General features: G+C 40.8%; 21 protein-coding genes and 1 pseudogene. 18 read left to right on the top strand and 4 right to left on the bottom strand.

Annotated features, from left to right (window positions below; genetic code table 11):
- The first annotated feature begins 63 nt into the window (after positions 1-63).
- From MHI32_RS22435 to MHI32_RS22385, 11 genes and pseudogenes are all read left to right on the top strand, one after another.
- A complete protein-coding gene (locus tag MHI32_RS22435; RefSeq protein ID WP_340010894.1) occupies positions 64-918 on the top strand; it encodes a hypothetical protein in 855 nt (284 codons plus the stop codon).
- A 178-nt stretch (positions 919-1,096) separates the two neighbouring features.
- A complete protein-coding gene (locus MHI32_RS22430; RefSeq protein WP_340010892.1) occupies positions 1,097-1,540 on the top strand; it encodes a GNAT family N-acetyltransferase in 444 nt (147 codons plus the stop codon).
- Between the two features lie 95 nt (positions 1,541-1,635).
- Entirely contained in the window at positions 1,636-2,076 is a 441-nt protein-coding gene (locus MHI32_RS22425; protein ID WP_081386470.1) for a DUF6678 family protein, read from the top strand.
- 183 nt (positions 2,077-2,259) lie between these two features.
- The gene (locus MHI32_RS22420; protein WP_076184227.1) at positions 2,260-2,841 is read left to right on the top strand and encodes a TetR/AcrR family transcriptional regulator; all 582 of its coding nucleotides are present in this window, start codon (positions 2,260-2,262) and stop codon (positions 2,839-2,841) included.
- A gap of 23 nt (positions 2,842-2,864) precedes the next feature.
- Positions 2,865-3,488, top strand: a complete 624-nt coding sequence (locus MHI32_RS22415; protein WP_339244374.1) for an HXXEE domain-containing protein — start codon at positions 2,865-2,867, stop codon at positions 3,486-3,488.
- Positions 3,489-3,711: 223 nt separating this feature from the next.
- On the top strand, positions 3,712-4,896 hold the full coding sequence (locus MHI32_RS22410) for a glycosyltransferase (RefSeq protein WP_340010891.1): 1,185 nt from the start codon (positions 3,712-3,714) through the stop codon (positions 4,894-4,896).
- Between the two features lie 202 nt (positions 4,897-5,098).
- Positions 5,099-6,163: a serine hydrolase domain-containing protein gene (locus MHI32_RS22405; RefSeq protein ID WP_076279209.1), complete on the top strand. Its 1,065-nt coding sequence runs from the start codon at positions 5,099-5,101 to the stop codon at positions 6,161-6,163.
- 114 nt (positions 6,164-6,277) lie between these two features.
- On the top strand, positions 6,278-7,387 hold the full coding sequence (locus MHI32_RS22400) for a hypothetical protein (protein WP_076281349.1): 1,110 nt from the start codon (positions 6,278-6,280) through the stop codon (positions 7,385-7,387).
- A 154-nt stretch (positions 7,388-7,541) separates the two neighbouring features.
- Positions 7,542-8,003: a GNAT family N-acetyltransferase gene (locus tag MHI32_RS22395; protein WP_076281350.1), complete on the top strand. Its 462-nt coding sequence runs from the start codon at positions 7,542-7,544 to the stop codon at positions 8,001-8,003.
- Positions 7,978-8,733: pseudogene (locus MHI32_RS22390) on the top strand (amidase family protein); the annotation flags it as partial. The gene MHI32_RS22395 and the pseudogene MHI32_RS22390, both read left to right, overlap by 26 nt.
- 197 nt (positions 8,734-8,930) lie before the next feature.
- Positions 8,931-9,506, top strand: a complete 576-nt coding sequence (locus tag MHI32_RS22385) for a dihydrofolate reductase family protein (RefSeq protein WP_076279205.1) — start codon at positions 8,931-8,933, stop codon at positions 9,504-9,506.
- Between the two features lie 139 nt (positions 9,507-9,645).
- On the opposite strand, the gene MHI32_RS22380 is transcribed toward MHI32_RS22385, so the two are convergent.
- The gene (locus tag MHI32_RS22380) at positions 9,646-9,843 is read right to left on the bottom strand and encodes a hypothetical protein (RefSeq protein ID WP_076130220.1); all 198 of its coding nucleotides are present in this window, start codon (positions 9,841-9,843) and stop codon (positions 9,646-9,648) included.
- 97 nt (positions 9,844-9,940) lie between these two features.
- On the opposite strand from MHI32_RS22380, the gene MHI32_RS22375 reads away from it, so the two are divergent.
- From MHI32_RS22375 to MHI32_RS22355, 5 genes are all read left to right on the top strand, one after another.
- Positions 9,941-10,564 (top strand): hypothetical protein, encoded by a 624-nt coding sequence (locus MHI32_RS22375; protein WP_076217963.1) that lies wholly within the window; start codon positions 9,941-9,943, stop codon positions 10,562-10,564.
- Positions 10,565-10,587: 23 nt separating this feature from the next.
- Positions 10,588-10,938, top strand: a complete 351-nt coding sequence (locus tag MHI32_RS22370; RefSeq protein WP_076217962.1) for an MmcQ/YjbR family DNA-binding protein — start codon at positions 10,588-10,590, stop codon at positions 10,936-10,938.
- 77 nt (positions 10,939-11,015) lie between these two features.
- Complete coding sequence (locus MHI32_RS22365; protein ID WP_076130223.1) at positions 11,016-11,207, top strand: hypothetical protein; 192 nt, start codon at positions 11,016-11,018, stop codon at positions 11,205-11,207.
- 338 nt (positions 11,208-11,545) lie between these two features.
- Entirely contained in the window at positions 11,546-11,959 is a 414-nt protein-coding gene (locus MHI32_RS22360; RefSeq protein WP_340010889.1) for a GNAT family N-acetyltransferase, read from the top strand.
- A 172-nt stretch (positions 11,960-12,131) separates the two neighbouring features.
- A complete protein-coding gene (locus MHI32_RS22355; protein WP_076104344.1) occupies positions 12,132-13,271 on the top strand; it encodes a 5-methyltetrahydropteroyltriglutamate--homocysteine S-methyltransferase in 1,140 nt (379 codons plus the stop codon).
- 445 nt (positions 13,272-13,716) lie between these two features.
- Here MHI32_RS22355 and MHI32_RS22350 read toward each other — a convergent pair whose 3' ends face one another.
- The 3 genes from MHI32_RS22350 to MHI32_RS22340 form a co-directional block, all read right to left on the bottom strand.
- Complete coding sequence (locus MHI32_RS22350) at positions 13,717-14,658, bottom strand: NAD(P)H-binding protein (protein ID WP_076130225.1); 942 nt, start codon at positions 14,656-14,658, stop codon at positions 13,717-13,719.
- 78 nt (positions 14,659-14,736) lie between these two features.
- Positions 14,737-15,636, bottom strand: coding sequence for a LysR family transcriptional regulator (locus MHI32_RS22345; RefSeq protein ID WP_340010885.1), 900 nt, complete (start codon positions 15,634-15,636; stop codon positions 14,737-14,739).
- A 91-nt stretch (positions 15,637-15,727) separates the two neighbouring features.
- Complete coding sequence (locus MHI32_RS22340; protein WP_076130227.1) at positions 15,728-16,918, bottom strand: coenzyme F420-0:L-glutamate ligase; 1,191 nt, start codon at positions 16,916-16,918, stop codon at positions 15,728-15,730.
- Between the two features lie 147 nt (positions 16,919-17,065).
- Here MHI32_RS22340 and MHI32_RS22335 point away from each other — a divergent pair, with 147 nt between their 5' ends.
- Together MHI32_RS22335 and MHI32_RS22330 are read left to right on the top strand one after the other, a co-directional pair.
- Positions 17,066-18,262, top strand: a complete 1,197-nt coding sequence (locus tag MHI32_RS22335) for a macrolide family glycosyltransferase (protein ID WP_340010883.1) — start codon at positions 17,066-17,068, stop codon at positions 18,260-18,262.
- The gene (locus tag MHI32_RS22330; RefSeq protein ID WP_076130229.1) at positions 18,259-19,206 is read left to right on the top strand and encodes a YafY family protein; all 948 of its coding nucleotides are present in this window, start codon (positions 18,259-18,261) and stop codon (positions 19,204-19,206) included. Before MHI32_RS22335 ends, MHI32_RS22330 begins: the two co-directional genes overlap by 4 nt.
- Positions 19,207-19,258 lie beyond the last annotated feature (52 nt).

Raw genomic sequence — 19,258 nt, 5'->3', positions numbered from 1 at the left:
AAACAGCATCTCTATTGATTCCTACCTGTTTATCCTTCTACTAGCGAGTGGAGGAAATTTATTATGCGATCGAAATTAGTCTTGATTGAGGGAATGCCAGGATCTGGTAAAACAACAACTGCTCAGCTCGTTCATGAAATTCTTACGGAAGTGAACATTACATCCCAGCTATTTTTAGAAGGTAATTTGGAACATCCTGCTGATTATGATGGAGTCGCTTTCTTTAAGAAAACTGAATGGGATGAATTATTGAATACCCATAAAAAGTTTAAAGATTTGTTGAGTAATCTAATGATTCAACAAGATAACGATTACTTCCTAGAATATCGGAAAATAAAAAGTGAAGTCTGGTCAAGTTTTCCAGATGAATTGCATCGCGCAGTTTTTAATCATGATATTTATGAATTGCCGCTAGATCAAAATAGGAAACTGATAACAGAACGATGGACGAAGTTTGCGGATCGTGTTTTGTATGGCGCAGACACCTTTGTTTTTGATTGTTGTTTTATACAAAACCCTGTAACTATAGGCATGATTAAACATGGTGCGGAGAAGGAAGACGTTATAAGTTATGTTATTGAACTGGCAACAATTGTAGAGCGGCTGAATCCATTGTTGATATACGTACAGCAGAATGATCTTGATCATTCTTTCAGAAAGGCTGTAAAGGAAAGACCTCAGGAATGGTCAGAGGGATTTATTGAATATTACACGAACCAGGGGTATGGAAAAACACAAAATTATAAAGGGTTAGATGGAACACTGCAGGTTCTTAAAGCAAGAAGGGAACTAGAAAAAGAGATTTTTACCAGATTAAACATTACCAAGATAAAAGTTGATAACTCTTCTTATAATAAAAACGATTATAAGCAAGTTTTAGAGGGCATTTTATCAGAATATTATAAATCAACAAACTAATGAGAGATTGGATTCTAGGGATTGCAGGCTGAAAAAGAGGCAATCTATAAAGCTTACGGGAAACGATAGCTGAGGTGCATTGCCATGGCAATGCTCCTTTTTTATTTGTTGAAGTAACGGGCAGGATTGCTTCATCCACTGTCGAATCCTTTGCTTGAATATTTCTATAAAGGAGGGGATGGAAATTAAGATACGAGAAGTTGTAGCAAATGATTACACTGAAGTGGTTTTTTTATGGAATGATGTACTTGGTGTTCGCAAGGTTAATATTGAAAATTTTCGAGTTACTATGGAAAACATGAATAAGGCTACAAATTATAAAACATTCGTTGCATTATTTGAAAATGAAGTGGTTGGTTTTGTCACTATAGTTCAGGCGTTATCCGTAGGGTCTTCGAATGGTTATCTACATATTCAAGGGCTTGCCGTTAAAAAGGAATTACAGCATAGTGGGATAGGTACAGAACTACTAAGACACACTGAGAATTATGCTAAAGAAATGGGAATTTCAAGTATTATTTTATGTAGCGGATTTAAGCGAATCGACGCCCATGCTTTCTATGTGCATAATGGCTATGACAAAGATTCATACTGCTTTGATAAGATTATTAAACTTGACTAATTTTGAATTAATTTACCGGGAAACGATAACTCAATAATGACACACAGGCAGGTCAGCGTGGGATTTATGTTGTTTATTCAGGAGGATTTTTGATTGTGGGTTATGAACAGGATTTTAAAAAAAGGGTACATGAAGTTATTAAACAGAAACAACTATGTTCAGTTATGAATGACACTAAGTGGGGAAACTTACAAAGTGATGTACTAAATAAACTACCTTTTACCCCTCCATATCAAGCTAAGTATGTCTTAGACGATATACTTTATCCAGAGAACTTCGAAAACGACGTCTGGTATTTAGGGGATTGGATAGAAGGACTTTCACCTTTTTTTTCTGTAGAATGGATACGGGTTAGACCAAGGTATCAGAAGCACAAGGGGAATCTGCTTCCTCCTGAATTAATTGACATAAGTAAAGAATTTCTTTCGATTTTACATGAATTAAGAATTCCGTATAGAGAAGAAAATAATACATTTTTTATTTATGGATATATATCAAATACAGACTCACTTTTCAAAGGTAATCAATTAAGCTAACAGGAAACGTTAATTTAATAAAAACATGTAAGCAGCCGCTCAAACAACCGGCTGCTTTGTCATTTAAACTTGGTTTGATTTCGGATAAATAAAAGTTGCAAAAAGGAAAAAGATTGCTATACTAAATTTAAACGTTATTTTAAATGTCATTTAAATCAAAGAGAATATACTTGGAGGTTGCGTATGGAGACAGACAAAAAGTTGGAAACAAAAGAGAAGATTATGCGTGCCACACTGGAGTTGACTAAACAAGAAGGCTTTGAAAGGATCACTATAAAAAAAATTGCAGAAGCCTCAAGCACGAATGTCGCTCTAGTTAACTATTACTTTGGGTCCAAAGAAAATTTGTTTAGCGAGTCCATCAAATTGATATTGAACAGCTTTCAGCATACCTTTGCCATACTTGACGATTTCTCTATATCCTCACGAGATAGATTGAGGCAATTTTTACTGGATTATTTGCAAGTGATCCTTCAATATCCCGAATTGCTCTCCAGAATCATCCTGATGGGCAAGACCGTTTTCTCCTCCCAGCATGAATATGGATCATTTTTGAATCTATTGGGGTTTCCTAAGATACAAAATACTTTAAGAGAGTTAACCGATGAACAGCAACCAGAGCACCTGATGACCATGACGATGCAGATTTTTGGAGCGCTTTTTCTACCGGCACTTATGAGTCCTATTCTAGAAACAGGAGCTTCCGTGAAGATTGCACCTATAGAGGAACAGATTGACCTGCTCTTTGCAAGATACTTTCATTAATAAACTCAGATTGAGGTGATTAAATGAATTTTTTAAGAAAATATTGGCAGGATATAGGACTATTCATTGGCATTGTTATATGCATGTATCTTCTAATGAATTGGGAAACAATACCGCGGATAAACAGCATATTATGGTTAAGCTTTGTGGCGATCCTTCTTCATCAATTTGAGGAATACCGCTGGCCAGGGTACTTTCCAGGCATATTCAATATAGCCCTTTTTAAAAGTGAATCCCCTGACAACTATCCATTAAATAAACAGTCGGCAATGATTATTAATGTGGTCATCGCCTATGTGTTCTACTTGCTCCCTGTATTCTTCCCGTCAGTAGTATGGCTGGGGATGGCACCTGTTTTAATGGGCTTTTTCCAAATCATTTTCCATGGAGTCGTCATTAATATAAGAGCAAAAAGCATGTATAATCCAGGATTAGTCTCCGCAATTATTGTACATTTGCCGGTGGGGATCTGGTACATCAACTACTTATATGAGCATCATTTAATAACCCTCTCAGACTGGATTTGGAGCGCAATTTATTTTGCCATAGCTGTTTATATTTTAATAGTGAAAGGAAATACATGGATGAAAAACAAAAACTCCATTCACAAATTTTCGCAAAAGCAATTATGGTCTTTTCATAAGTAGCTCCTCATAACCCACCAGAAGGTTCAGTTGGCCTTTAACTAAACACAGAACATTAATCCTATCGTTACTGGAGGTTGATGCACTGTGTTTTTTTCTGCGGATTTCTTCGTTTGCTTCGCGCTATGAAAATGTTGAAGTTAATATTCTTTTGAGGATCTCATCACTATCTGTTTACGATTCAGAGTTAGAGTTAGAGAAGGCCAAGCGAAAAAGGAGCTTTCTCATGAACACAGATCCTAAAGTGCTTATTGTAACTTCGGCATTTGGAGACGGGCATCTCAAAGTAGCAGAAGCGATTGAGCATTCTTTTAGACGTAGAGGGATCAGCCGGATTGTCACCTTGGATCTTTTCGCTACAGTCTACCCTACTCTGAATGAGCTGTCCCGCAGATTCTACCTGAACAGCACAGGTTATACTCAAGAATTTTATGGATTAGTGTACAAGTTGACGAGCAAGATGAACCCAGACCAGTTCATGGGTAGATGGATTCATTCTATGGGCAAGCGGAAAGTGCAAAGGATCATCGACGAGATCGGACCGGATATTATCATTCATACCTTTCCTTATTTGGCCGCTGCAGAGCTTGCATCAACAAAGGGGAGACGGATCCCCCTTTTCACTGTCATGACGGATTATGTGGTTCATGGCAGATGGCTTCATCCACAAACCACAAAGTATTTTATCGCTACGGAAAGCATGAAAGCAGAACTGATGTCATTAGGTATTGCTGAAGAAAAGCTTGTGGTTAGCGGGATTCCGATTCGTGAAGCTTTTGAACAGACTCAGGAACGTGAAGCCCTTTTACGTAAGCATGGACTAGATGGAAATCGGCATTATCTATTACTTGCGGCAGGGGCTTACGGCGTGTTGAGTGATATTAACCATTTAATAATAAGGGCGCTGCAGCAATCAAACTTTGATGTAATGGTATTGTGCGGGAATAATCATAAGCTCCAGAAGGCTACGGAAGAGCTTTTTCAAGAGAATCCTCGGGTTCACATACGGGGTTATACAGAAGAAATGCAGGAGCTAATGTGCATATCCTCCTGTCTGTTGACCAAAGCAGGGGGGATTACCTTGACTGAGGCGATGGCTCTAGCACTTCCTGTAATTGTCTATCGTCCGCTCCCCGGGCAGGAGGCAGGCAATGCAGAATGGTTGTCTGAGCACAATTTAATAGAGATTGCCCGAAACGGGGAGCAGTTAGTAGAGCAGCTTCAGAGATTGGAGCATCTGGGGTACAGGGATGAAAAGGTACACTGCATGAAGAGTTTTTCCCGGAAATCAGCCGCGGATGCTATCGTTACTGAGGCTTTAGAGGTTATCAAGCTGCGGCAGCCGTCTGTTACAGCCGTAAAATCTATGGTTGTTGAAGGGCAGGCGAAGACGATTCATGGATATTATTAGCAAGGTAGAAAGACCACGCGTTGTGGGTCCTCTAATTGGAGGCTGGCTCGGAAGCTCAGGGAATGAATTGCTGCCTTTTCAAGTAAGCGCCTGTTTATTTGATTATAATTATTTATTACCAGATAAAGGGTCGATAAGATGTTATTATTTGTATGGGTGAATTTATTGAAAATGCTGCTTTATTGTCATTGGGGAGGTCAAAATGTACACGAATCAGAAGTTAGAGGATAGTTTGCATGAAATGCTAATCAAGCTTGTGGAAAATGAAAAGTTTCCGGGATTAGCGGCCGGAATCGTAAAGGACAACCAAGTTCTGTTTACTGGTGAATATGGGACGGCAAATTTATCGACGGGTGATCCTGTTGTTCGTGGCACTTTGTTTCACCAAGCCTCTGTCTCCAAAACCTTCGTAGCAACCGCTATTATGCAATTAGTTGAGCGTGGTAAGGTAGAATTGGATGCTCCCATCACTAAATACCTGTCATATTTTAAGTTAGAGGATGAGCGGTATCAAAATATAACAATAAGACAGCTTATGAATCATACCTCCGGTATGCCTGATGAGGAAGATTACGCGTGGGACCGCCCTGAATACGACGAGCAAAGTCTTGAACGATATGTAAAAGGGATAGGTCACCACAAGCTGTTAAGCCAACCGGGAGAGAAATTTGCCTATAGTAATATAGGATATGAGATCTTGGGAGATATGATAGCAAAAGTCAGCGATATGAGCTTCGAGCAGTATATGGAAAAAAATATTCTGAAACCGACAGGAATGCAGTCCAGTTCTTTTCTTAAACAGGAGGTTGAAGCTTATATTGCTGCACCTCATGTGCTTGGAGCTACCCATGAATGTGGTGGCTGCGTTAGTAGTGTTTTTCCATATAACAGGGCTCATGCACCTAGCTCCACTTTATATACCCATGCCGAAGATATGTGCCAATATCTGCTGATGCATCTAAACGGTGGAACAGCCGGGAACGGCAATGAAGTCCTCCAGCCAGGTAGCTATAATGAAATGTGGAAACCTCATGCACAAACGGGCTATGATTCGGAAAATGCACAGATAGGATTGGGCTGGTTTCTAGGAGAATATAAGGGTTCTCGTATTCTCTCACATTCCGGCTGGGATACTGGATTCTTAAGCAATCTGTTCCTGCTTCCTGATAAAAAAATCGCTATTTCTGTTATGAGTAATTGTGACTATGTCAACATGGGCAGTGTATGCTTCCCTATCCTTGATCTGTTGCTTGGCTCCAATATTTAAAACGAGTCTGTAAATGATTTTACAACTTCATAACAAGGGGCTTCGTACTTTATAACATTCGTATCTTAAAGTACATGTAAGTCAAGCCCACTTACACTATGGAGGTTATGAGAAATGAAGAGTAAAGATGTGAAATCAGCCCTCGGGGTGATCGCGATATCCAGTGGTCTGCTAGCCCTCACTGCTTTGGCAGTGCCCACAATCGTCGCTTATACTACAGTGAACCAGAATGTGTCTCAAGCGAACGTTTCCTACACGCAAGAACTCAACCAGAAGCCAGCTGTTCAACTGGCGAGCAGCCAGATCCCGGTACTTAAGGTTGCAACCAAAACACCGGTCTCGACGATCAAGTCGTATTTTGAGCGCACAGTCACTGCTGAAGAAATTAAGCAGATTAATGAGTATGCAGAGAAGGCCAGGCTCACTGGCAAGGATGAGCAGCTTACGCGGCAATTTTCGGACCAGGAGAATAAGCGGCGGATGTTATTGGATGATCAATACAAGTACGATGGCTTACGGCCCAAGCAGAAGCTACCTTTGAAATCAGGGAGTTCCGAATTTTATCTGGATCAAAGCAAATTTACCTATGTAATTCCTAAGCGCGAACTGACTGATGAAGAAATGCTGCAATTGATCGACTGGAATTATCGCTTTAATTATGTGGTAAGCCTCAATCTTGTCGTGGCACAGCCAGATAAGAAGGACATCAGTCAGGATGAAGCCCTACGCAGAGCAGAAGAGAGCGTAAGCCGTCTATTCGGTGTCGATCTCTCAAAGTTGCAGGCTCAGACCTCATATTATAAACCTTTTCCTGATTCGAAAGGGCAATGGTTCGTTAATTTTCTACCTTACCGTGCAGAGACACTGCGGGCTCAGGATAAGTCTTATTTCATGTATAATACGTTCGTGGATGCAAAGAGCGGGACCGTACTTGATACCACGATAGTGGACCTGTCCTATAAGAGAACTCCGATTACAGCCGCTATGAATAAACAGATTAGCCAGGATTCCAGCTGGCTTCAAGCCGCTAAATCCATTGTGGTGGACAAGCAGGGCGAGACCCGTGCGATAACCAGCTCCTCTATCATTAAAGACAGTGCATATGACAAAAGCGGAGTAGTAGCGGTCTTGGTCAAACTGAAAGACGGTAGCTCCTACACGGTAGAGCTGCGCTATCCGGAGAAGACTCTGCGCTGCCTGATCTATACACCGGTTTCCAAGTAATGAAGTGAACCAGCGTTATAAACTACTTTAGTATTTACAACCTACAGCAAGCCCGACTCGGGGCTTGCTGCTCTGCATTTTGAGAGCTGGTGGATGACTATTGTGAGAGCAGGCATGGGTATAGGAATTTCTTTTTACAAGAAGGGATGGTTAGATGCTAGATATTAAATCCTTACAAGAATGTCCTCTTCGCCAAAATGAGCTTATTGAGTATGTCAAAGAACGATGGCCAAAAGTACAACAAGTTGTGCTCCCCAATATACAAGAAAGTTTAATCTCAAAAGATGAGGAGTTTCCTTTTACATTTTTGCTGTTGAAACATGATGTAATCATCGGGTTTTATCAATTAATTGAGCAGGAATTTATAACTCGAAAAGATTTATCACCTTGGATTGCGCCATTGTTTATTGACGAAAGTGAGAGGGGTAAAGCACTGGGAGCCGTTTTGTTGGAGCATGCCAGAAAAATAGCTGGGCAACTAGGTTATGCAAAAGTCTACTTGGCGACGGATCATATTCTTTATTATGAGAAATATGGATTTAAGGAAATAGGTCTGGATAACTTCGAGTGGGGACGGCCCACCAAAATATATGAACATGACACTATTAACGTTTGACCAGAGTGGTCCCATGATAAACTCTATTATGGAAATGAATCCAGATGCGATTTATAGTGCCGAGGCATTAGATCAGGAAAGGAAATTAAGCGGAGCACGAAGTCTTCTACATGGTGTGCCTGTATTATTGAAAGGAAATATTGAAACGAATGATAAAATGCATATAACTGCGGGCGCATTAGCTTTGGAAAACCATGTTAGCTCGAACGATGCTTTTCTTGTCCAAAAACTAAGGGATGCTGGGGCCATTATACTTGCAAAAACAAATATGACGGAATGGGCAAATGGGATGTCATCATCCATGTGGGCTGGGTATAGCTCAATAGGAGGACAAACCAAAAATCCATACGGTGATCATTTTCCGGGAGGTTCCAGTACGGGTTCTGCCGCTTCCGTTGAAAATTACTTATATAACCTTCCGGCTCAACTTCCTGTCCATAACCTAAATGAATGGATGGAATGGAACGAGCGGAATTCGGAAAAGGCTTTGAAATATGGACAAGATATGCTGGACTATCGATCACAGCTAGATAAACCGTTGAATCATTCGGAATATATTGTAGAGTCTATCTCTGGCTTATATTATTCGCAAAATATGGGGATCGATCATGCTTTAGAAAAGTAAGGATTGGATGCAATCCTGTTTCCTGCTTATGTCGGAGCTGATTTAAGTGCTAGAGCAGGTTATCCAACTATAGCAGTGCCCGCAGGCTTTCAAGAGAATGGAAGAGCCTTACTTATTAATAGAAAAAGGTACATTTACAAACGAACGTATGTTTGCTAAAATGTTGATGTGGATAAAAATACCAAAGTGAAGAAAAAAGCGTTTGAGATTAGCAATCCATAAGAAACAACCCAAGTTGAATTCTGCTAAAATGTAGTTAATGTCTAATGTAGATATCCCTCATGAACAAAGGAGAACTGAAAATGAGAAAACTCGTTCTATTTCTTCACGCATCGCTTGACGGTTTTGTAGAAGGGCCGAATGGTGAAATGGACATTGGCTGGGTTTCCTACGATGCTGATCTGGAGAACCATGCGAAAGAAATTCTGAGTACTGCCGACACTGTCATTTGGGGACGTGGGACTTATCAGATGATGCACAGTTACTGGCCATCTGTCCCTTCGGACCCATCAGCTTCGCAGTATGAACGGAATCATGCCGAGTGGATCGAAAAGACAGCCAAAATCGTTTTTTCCACGACGCTGGAGAAAGTCGAATGGAATAATTCCAGACTCGTGAAAGAAGCTGTCGAGAAAGAGATCAATATCCTCAAACAGCAGCCCGGCAAGGATATGGTCATCCTCGGCAGTCCTAGATTCGCACACCACCTTATGCAGCTTGATTTAATTGATGAGTATAAAATTACGGTTTCTCCCGTCCTGATCGGTAAGGGATTGCCATTATTCCAAGGTCTCAAGGAGAAGAGAAATCTTAAGCTAATCGAAAACAAGACCTTTGATTCTGGAGCCATAGGTCTCGTTTACCAGACGGTAAGATAACCTTGTCACTTAAGGTGATTGCTCACGGGGAACGTTATTGGAACGACAACAGCGGCAGTCTAAGACTTTATTTATCAAGTCTTGGTCCGCCGCTGCTTCTTTTAATGGATCCAGTCTAATACTTTATTTTTACCAAACACTAATCAGATGTTGGTTCTTTCATAAACCATGAAATATGGGTGCATCGCTTACAAATAAGGATGGCAGCGTTTTTGTTCGCCCAGTCAAAGCCTAAAAATGATGCGCCGCTTGTGTTAAGCAGTTTATAATCCAGATCAAAAGTATCGTTTTGACAGCAAGGACAGATTATTGGTGCGCCTGCAGCACTGTATCTCATTTTAAAAACCTCCTGTGGATTTGTATAATACTTTAACGTATTTGAGGTTATTCAGGTTTCGTGCACTTGAACTTACTAGTTAATTTGGGGTGAAGTTATGTTTAGCTGGAAAAAAGCTTTGTCAAAGGTATGTGAACTTTATTTTTCATCCAAAATGAATTCGAATTTAGAATGGATCTTGGTTGGCTCGGTCGGTTCGGTTCTTCAGGGCTGTGAAATGACCCCAGGAGACGTTGATATTTATACAAGGAATAAGGAAGGGCTTGACCAATTTGCAGAACTTCTTAAAGAATTTTCCCTTTTGGATAAATGTGAATTTCCTCATGGGGATAACTGGTTATCTTCTTTAGAAGAACCTACATTCACTCAAACCTTTTCTTCGGGATTTTCTTGGACAAAAGGGAGTTGGATAATCGATGGATTTAAGGTGGAGGTTGTTCATATTTCCAATTCAGCTGGAATTCCTGATTCTATGGATGGTGGGGGGATATGGGAAGGTGGACAATTCATTTGGAGCCATTTCAAAAACGTGGAGATCGGACCGTATACTATTCCTACGGTTCCGTTAGAAATACAGTTAGAATCTAATTTAAGACGAAAAAGATCAGATAGGACACAAGCGATTATCGCTGCATTACAAAAAAATGGCTATGATAAAGAACTAATCGATAAAGCCTTATCAAAGGAACACTTATCTTATTTTTATTCCCAAATTGGTTAGGCTGAGAAGGCGAGGGACTGATTTTGACCCATAATATTATTGAATACTGTTTAAAAAAGAACGGAGCAACAAAGGACTATCCTTTCGGATTCGATCCATTGGTGATTAAGATTGCCGGTAAAATGTTCGCGCTTATTTTTGAGAATAAGGGGAATTCTGCTTACATAAATCTAAAATGTGATCCGGTGATTGCAGGGAACTTGCGAGAGCAGCATGAGAGCGTTCGGCCAGGATACCACATGAACAAAAAACACTGGAATACGATTGTTTTGGATGGCTCCTTACCAGAGTCGGATATCTATTTAATGATTGATCATTCTTACGATAGGGTTGTCCAAAATCTTCCCAAGAGCCTCCGACAAACGATCTACTGAATATGGCATTAATTTGTCGTTTAAATGGTAATGAACTGGTATAATATGGTTTATAATCATGGAAAGGAGTTGTTTTTATGTCTGACTTTTTTAATTCAGGACCTAATCCCAATATGACGGACCCTGGAGGCCATAAAGCAAACCATGATGTAAATGCGCAAAAATATCATACTGAAGGCGTTCCTGGATTTTGGAGCGAGGTAACCAATCTGTTGATCGTTGTGGCTATAATTGCCGTCATTTTTTTAGTTATAAGGTTTGTTTTATGATTACCCTGGTTTAGAGTGAAGATATTGACTTTTAGGAGGCGGTTCCATTGGTAACTATCATTAGGTGGACAGAATTTAGAAGGATAACGCCTACTCGTCCATAAACTGCGTATTTCCTTCTTAATGAGGGTACTAGATGCAAGAATATAACATTAGTATAATGAAAGACTTTTCAAAGCATTACATTGACCAAATCCGGATATTAGAACAACTTTGCAAGACGTCCGACAGGTCAAGTTTGAGGGTGGGTATAGAAAGCCTTAAGGAGAGCACCGTCTGAATTCCTCATGGTTTTTAATCGGGCACAAATCGCTGGATGAAGCCACTCCGGTTTAGTTGTGCGATTGGAAGAAGATCAGGATTTAGAGTTCATGGTTAAATGTTCATCACAAGCCTTTGGTGATTCAGAGTCCTGGACTAGGAATTATTTAACTCGTACCAGAGAACCGGCACGGATTACTTACATTGCTGTGGACAACATGATTCCGGTTGGGATGATCAGAGTCAATGATTTAGATACAAATACTGCGGTTATACATGATTTTTGTGTGCTTCCTTCGTGTCAAGGCAGAGGATACGGTCGTGAAATTCTTTCAGAGGTAGTTAAAATCTTGCGAGATCAGAAGAATTCCCAGATTCGTCTTAGCGTGGTCACTCAAAATAGAAATGCATTATCCCTCTATCAGTCGGTTGGGTTCGAGGTGACTGCGGAGTTTAATTACTATGTAATTTCCGTCGATATGATTTGTTAAAGAAGAGGCGCTACTCATGCGCCTCTTTCTTTTTTGGCATGCCCTTCTAATTATCACGCTGAATCTAGCTATAGTTAATACTTATAACCTGCCATAGCGCATTGGTAGATCGGTATAGTCAGTCGGTTATGCTATATTAATTCTAATAATTTGTATACGAGGAGATTAATATATGAGCATTCAGACCAAACCCCAAAAACGAACCGTTACTCCATTTCGATATGATATCGTGGGCAGCTTCCTGCGCCCCCAAGCGTTGAAAGAGGCTAGATTAAAATTCAAGAATGGTGAAATTACTGCCGAGCAGTTGAAGGAAGTAGAGAACGACGAGATCGTTAAGCTCGTGCAGAAACAAAAAGAGGTGGGGCTTCAAGCGGTGACTGATGGTGAATTCCGCCGCTCTTGGTGGCACCTCGACTTCTTCTGGGGACTTGACGGTGTAGAACGGACAATTATTGATCAAGGTTACCAATTTAACGGTGCAGAGTCCAGACCAGAAACAGCCCGACTGACCGGGAAAATAAGCTACAGCAGCCATCCTTTTGTTTCGCATTATGAATTCTTAAAAGATGCTGCTGGTGAGGACGTTGTTGCGCGTCAATCGATTCCTGCGGCTGCACAATTCCTGTTCGAGCTAGATCGGGCGGAAAACAAAGAAAGCACAAATGAATTATACCCGAATCGTGAAGAGCTTATCTCGGATATTGCCAAAGCATACAAAGCATCGATTCTTGCCTTCTATGCAGCGGGCTGCCGCAGTATTCAAATCGACGATTGTACGTGGGGAGCGCTTTGCGACGAACAGTTTATAGCGTTTATGAATCAGATTGGCGTGAACGTAGCTGAATATGCAAGCGAACTGGCAAAATTGAACGAGGAAGTTGTAACGGGTCTGCCGGAAGATCTTGTTGTAACGACCCATGTATGCCGGGGCAATTATGTTTCGACTTATGCTGGAGTAGGTGGAGGTTACGAGCCTATCGCGCAAACGCTTCTTAATATCAATAACTACTCGGGTTATTATCTGGAGTTTGATACCGAACGTGCAGGCGACTTCAAGCCATTGCGCTTCTTGAAAGACAATCAGCAGGTTGTGTTAGGTCTGTTCTCATCCAAATTTGGTGAGCTTGAAAGCAAGGAGGATATTCTGAAGCGTATTGAGGAAGCGAAGCAATACGTTGATCTAAACCGGATTTGCCTTAGCCCGCAATGTGGCTTTGCTTCCACGGAAGAAGGCAACCACCTGACTGAAGAGCAGCAATGGCGTAAGCTTGCTTATATTAAAGAAATTGCTGAAGAGATCTGGAACTAACTTTAATTAAAAATAGACAGAGATAAAGATAATGCACCTTTAGCCATTCGGATGTTTATCCGTACAGTTAAAGGTGTATTTTGTTCTACAGCGATTTTACCGATATACTTGGCTAGTTCTATCTATACCGTGACGGAGGATTAGGGAAAACCTCCCTAATAAAAGTCGATAATTGCTCTAAATGAATGAAATTAAGGAATAACTCCCTAAAAACAGAGCAATATCAAGATTTACAGCCAAATCACTTAAATTTCAGGGAAGAATTCCCTGATTATTAGTCTGATGACCAGAATCCTCTGAATATTAGGGAGGTTTTCCCTGATTATCTCCAGGGCGAGCATATGATTGAGCTTTACGGAGTTTTTGTGCCACGCTCAGTATAAAAGAAATCACCCCCGTTAAATAAATGGGGGTGATTTAGCCTAAGAAGTAAGAGTGGCAGCTTTTAATTGTCTTTAGAGTGTCTTTCGCCAACCTGGAATTCATCGGCATGTTCAAACATATATTTCACGGTCAGAGGGTCTTGACCAGTAAGTTGTTTGAAGTCGTCCGTATAAACATCCATTTTTCCTTCACGAATAGCTTGTCCGAAAGTAACCATACCTTCTGAAGAAAAGGGTGCTTCGGAGCCTTCTTTAAATGCACCATCGGTGGTTCTAGGCACGCCCATTGCTTCGAATACGGCATAATTTTCTTCATCCGTATTTTCTTTGTAGGTGATATGATTGCCCGTTACTTCGTTACCAATCTTAATGAAGTCGGTAATTGTCATCAATTCAAGCCCGTTGATATTTAGAATCGCTTCCTGATAGTTATTGGAGGCTAGGGCATACGCAACGGCTTTTGCGCAATCCTTCCGCGAGATATAAGCCATTTTACCGTCACCTTGATTGTTTGTTAATACCCCGTCACCCTTCACATACGTAAAGTAATTGGTTATCATGGCTTCCGCATATTGGGAATTGCGAAGGAAGATATAATCTAGCCCAACGCTTTGAATATAACGTTCGGTATACACATGGTCAATTTTTTCTACGCTTGGATTGCTTTCATCGGCTGCGTTGACCAAAGAAGTATAAATGATCTGTTTGACTCCAGCTTCTTTGGCAGCATCGACCACATTTTTTTGTGCATTTTGACGTTTCTCTCCAACAAAAGGCATGGAGATTAGTGCGAGTTTATCGGCATGTGCAAAAGCTTCGGCAAGGCCGTCCTTGTTATTAAAGTTGGTCACATGTGTTTCAATCCCTTGTTCCGCATATTCTTTCAAACATGCTGGATCGTAAGCGCAAAAAATGATTTGGTCTTTATCTACCAGCTCCAACAAGTATTCCGCAGCTTGCTTCCCTAGATTTCCATCGACACCAGTCAACAATAATTTACCCATGATCGTTGTCACTCCTTGTGGATATGATTTATACCCTTATAGTATGTGAAAAAAAGAACATAGTCTAACACATAAAACTTATGGTCGATTGCTAAATCCAATTTGGATTTGTTGCAGGAAGGAGGGCAAGGCCGGGTTTGTATTATTTTTGAGATAACCTGCTTCGATTGCAAAGGTATGGTGTGAATCATCTAAAGGAATTAGCCGGACTTCATCTTGAAGATAAGCGAGCTGATAGTTATCCGGGAAAAAGCCAATCAAATTCTCTGTGATGATATAAAACAATTCTGTCTCCACATCGTCTGCGGTTCGAAGAATGTTCGGCTGATAGCCGTCTTCAATTGCATGCTGGATCATTAGATGATAAGAGTTTCCAATAGCTGTTGGATTCAGCATGACTAGCGGATGTTCATATAACTCCTCTTTGGCGATCGATTCATGATGAAACAGGGGATGGTGATGACTCACAGCCGCACAATAACGTCCCTTATATAAGGGATAGGTTACAATGTCCTTTTTTCCCTGAAACTCGGAATCAAAGGCAATAGCCACGTCGTAAATCCCTTTTAGCAAGTATTCTGCAATATCTTTTAGCAATACTTTATTCAGTTCCAGCTTAATATTCGGATGATGATCCTGAAACGAGGGAATCAATTTCAACAAACTTTGGATATCCGTCATCGCCGCATATTCGATACTCAGGGATTGCGTATTATACTTTTGAAAGTTTTCCATGCTCAGCTTCATATGGTTATATTGCTTCCAGAGGATGAGAGCTTCGCCATAGAAAAGCCATCCGGCTTTGCTTGGCTCGATAGGGATCTGCTTTCTGTCAATTAATTGAATGTTGAATTCCTCTTCAAGCGCGGCGATTTGTTGACTAATGGTGGTCTGCGATACATAGTTCTTTTTAGCTGTTTCCGTAAAATTTCTGCATTCTACGAGATCGATAAAATATTTAATCCTTCTTATGTTCATAGTATCCTCCGCCTGCCGCTGTTTGCTTTTATTATAACCCAGAAAGTAAAAAAGAGAGCCTCGTTTAGAGACTCCCTTTGTTGTACTGCTCTTATTTTGTATAGTTATCGAAATAACCTTGGATATAAATCATTGGTGTTCCTTTATCGCCACTACCAGAAGTCAAATCAGATAATGATCCAATCAGGTCAGTTAATCTACGAGGTGTAGTCCCTTGGGCTTCCATCGCACCAACTAGATCATCATTTTTATTCTGGATGTATTTAGAAATGGCTTGTTTTAACTCTTCACCACGAAGATGAGAGAAGTTGTTATCGGCCAAGTATTTCAATTTTACTTCATTTGGTGTTCCATCAAGTCCGGCAGTGTAAGCAGGGGAGACAACTGGATCTGCGAGCTCCCAGATTTTTCCGACTGGATCTTTGAATGCTCCATCGCCATAAACCATAACTTCTACAGTTTTACCTGTAATTTCTTTGATTTTTGCTTGGATACCATCCACGATAGGCTGGCAGTTATTAGGAAATAGCTTAACACTTTCTTCTGTTGCTTTATTTGATCCTAGCAGACCATAGGCTTCGTTAAAGCCGCTGCCATCGATTGATTGTGTAAGAATATCATCCAAGCCAAATACTTTTTCAGCACCGTTGTTTGTGAGAATGCGTTTGGTTCTGAAGCGAGTGTGAATATCGCAAGTTAAAACATTTTTTGTATAGTTTAAAATGGTTTTTGGGTTGTTGGAGAAGATGACTTCACAAGCCACACCTTCAGCTTCAATTAAACCTTTATAATATTCAATATAGTCAACACCTGTGAATGGGTGCTTAATATAGCCGAAAAACTCACGGAACTGAGCTTCTGTTAATACATCTGTCCATGGATTGATACCTTTAGCATCTAGTTCGTCGATGTCTACAAGGTGGTTGCCTACTTCATCAGCTGGATAGCTTAACATTAGGACTACTTTTTGTGCCCCTTTGGCAATACCGCGTAAGCAGTTAGCAAACCGGTTACGGCTAAGGATTGGAAAAATGACCCCTACGGTTTCTTCGCCGAATTTCCCCTTTATATCAGCAGCAATATTGTCAATCGTTGCATAGTTTCCTTGTGCCCGAGCAACAATGGATTCAGTTACGGTCACAATGTCACGATCTTCGATCGAAAAACCCTCGACTGTTGCTGCATTCAATACCGTCTGAACTACGATTTCTTCAATGTTATCCCCATTGTTAATGATAGGTCCGCGAAGTCCACGTACAACTGTTCCAACTACTCTTTCCAATATGATCTCTCCTCTAATAAGGGTATACTCTATATTATTAAAATGGTTTTAAAGCCTATATTACTATACCCTTTTAGAGCGATATAAGTAAAATTAATGTTTATAATATCTAATATAAAAATGATTTATAGTTAAGGAGGATTACAATTGGCGCGTGTGTTATTTATTAATGGTGGATCAGAGGGACATATTAATCCCACGATTGGCGTTGTGGAAGAGCTTATTTCGCGTGGCGAAGAGGTAGTGTATTTTTGTATAGAAGCTTATAGAGAACGTATGGAGATGACGGGGGCTACAGTACGAACATTTGACGATCAGAAATTTATACAAGCTTTTATCTCAGGTGGAAGAAATTATGTACTCGAAAGAATCAACGGTCTTTTACTTACGGCAGATATAGTTATTCCAAGCGTTCTTGAACAGATCAAAGGGGAGCATTTTGATTACATCATCCATGATTCTATGTTTGGTTGTGGACGTTTGTTAGCTCAAATTCTTAGGCTTCCGGCCATTAGCTCCTGTACTTCTTTTGCGCAGACAAAAGCAGCATTCGATGAAATGTTAGAACAATTTTATACTACAGTTCCTGCAGAAGTAACTAATCCTATAAAGGATAAATTCCAAAGCTTGACGCAAATGGTGAAGGGCAAATATGATGTGGACATCCAATCCCCTTATGAAGTGTTTTGTAATCCTGCCCCACTTACTATCGTTTATACAACTAGGGAGTTTCAACCTGAGGGAGAAGCTTTCGACCCGTCTTATATCTTTGTAGGACCCTCCATCTCTTCACGATTAGCTCCAGAAAACTTCGACCTCATGGCAATTAAGGGGAAAAGTCCAATTTACATTTCACTCGGCACAGTTTTTAACCAAGCCATTGAATTCTATAAGCTTTGTATTGAAGCATTGGGGAACACGGAGCACACTATTGTGATGTCAATTGGAGATAAAGTCCAAATCACTGATTTAGGGGGAATTCCGCAAAACTTTTTCGTGAAAAATTATGTTCCACAAACGGATATACTGCAATACACAAAGTTATTTATTACACATGGTGGAATGAACAGTATCAATGAAGGGCTTTATTACGGGGTTCCGCTAATTGTAATTCCACAAAGTGCGGATCAGCCAATAATTGCGGATCAAGTCGTCCATGTCGGAGCAGGCATTAAGTTACAAATGCAAAGTTTAACTGCAACTCAACTACGAGAAGCAGTAGATCATATATTAAGCGATTTATCTTATAAAAAAGCTGTCTCCAATATCAGTGAATCGTTTCGGAACTCGGGTGGGTATCGACGAGCTGTTGATGAGATTGTTCGGGGAGGGGGAGTCGTATGAACAAAATGGACCGGTTGTTAGCTATAGTGCTTGAACTGCAGCGTAACAAAATGTTGCGGGCGGAGGATTTGGCTGCTACGTTTGAAACGAGCGTAAGAACGATCTATCGGGATATTCAGGCACTGAGTGAAGCGGGCGTTTCCATAATAGGAGCGCCAGGGCAGGGTTACTCCTTAATCGAGGGGTATTTCCTGCCACCCGTTAGTTTCACGCTGGACGAAGCAGTGACATTGCTTATAGGAACTGATTTTATCGAGCAGCGGTTTGATGCACACTATGGTAATAAGGCTAGAAGTTCTAAAGCAAAGATAGAAGCCATCCTGCCGGAAGCTATCCGCAGTGAAGCATCACAGATTCGCAAAAGTTTTCGTTTATTTGCATCCGCAGAAGATATAGCACCCATACAAGAGAAGGCATGTTTGGAAGCCATTCGTGGAGCAATATTGGAGGGAAGGAAAATAAGATTTCGTTATTCCAAAAGAATCGCCGAAGCCGATGGGAACCGTCAAAGTATTCGTACGGTTGCTCCTTATGGACTTGTGCTTCATCACGGGTCATGGGTACTCATCGCCTGGTGTGAATTGCGTCAAGACATCCGTCATTTCCGGTTATCCCGAATGAGGGAGCTTATTAATCTGGAAGATGAATTTATACTGCCAGCAGATTTTCATCTGGAGGTATACCAACCTCCTGATGATCGCAACGTTCATGTGCTTATCTTAGTCCAAGCTGACATAGCCGATAAGGTAAGGGAATCAAATAATTTCTATATGGAAACTATTGAGGAGCATGCGGAGGGGGTACTTGTTACTTTTCGCGTTCGCGAGCCAGGGGAATTGCTGCAATGGGTGCTTGGCTGGGGAGGCGGTATGGTTGTGCTGGAGCCCGAATCTTTCCGTGATCAGGTTAGAAATGAAATAGAAATAATGTTAAAACGCTACTGACATAACGCTGTCAGTAGCGTTTTTGTATACTTGGACCATCAATGACTACAGG

Origin of the sequence: Paenibacillus sp. FSL H7-0690 (genome assembly GCF_037980415.1) — a bacterium.
GTDB classification, from domain to species: Bacteria; Bacillota; Bacilli; order Paenibacillales; family Paenibacillaceae; genus Paenibacillus_AQ; species Paenibacillus_AQ odorifer.
This window is presented reverse-complemented; position numbering and strand designations above follow the sequence as displayed.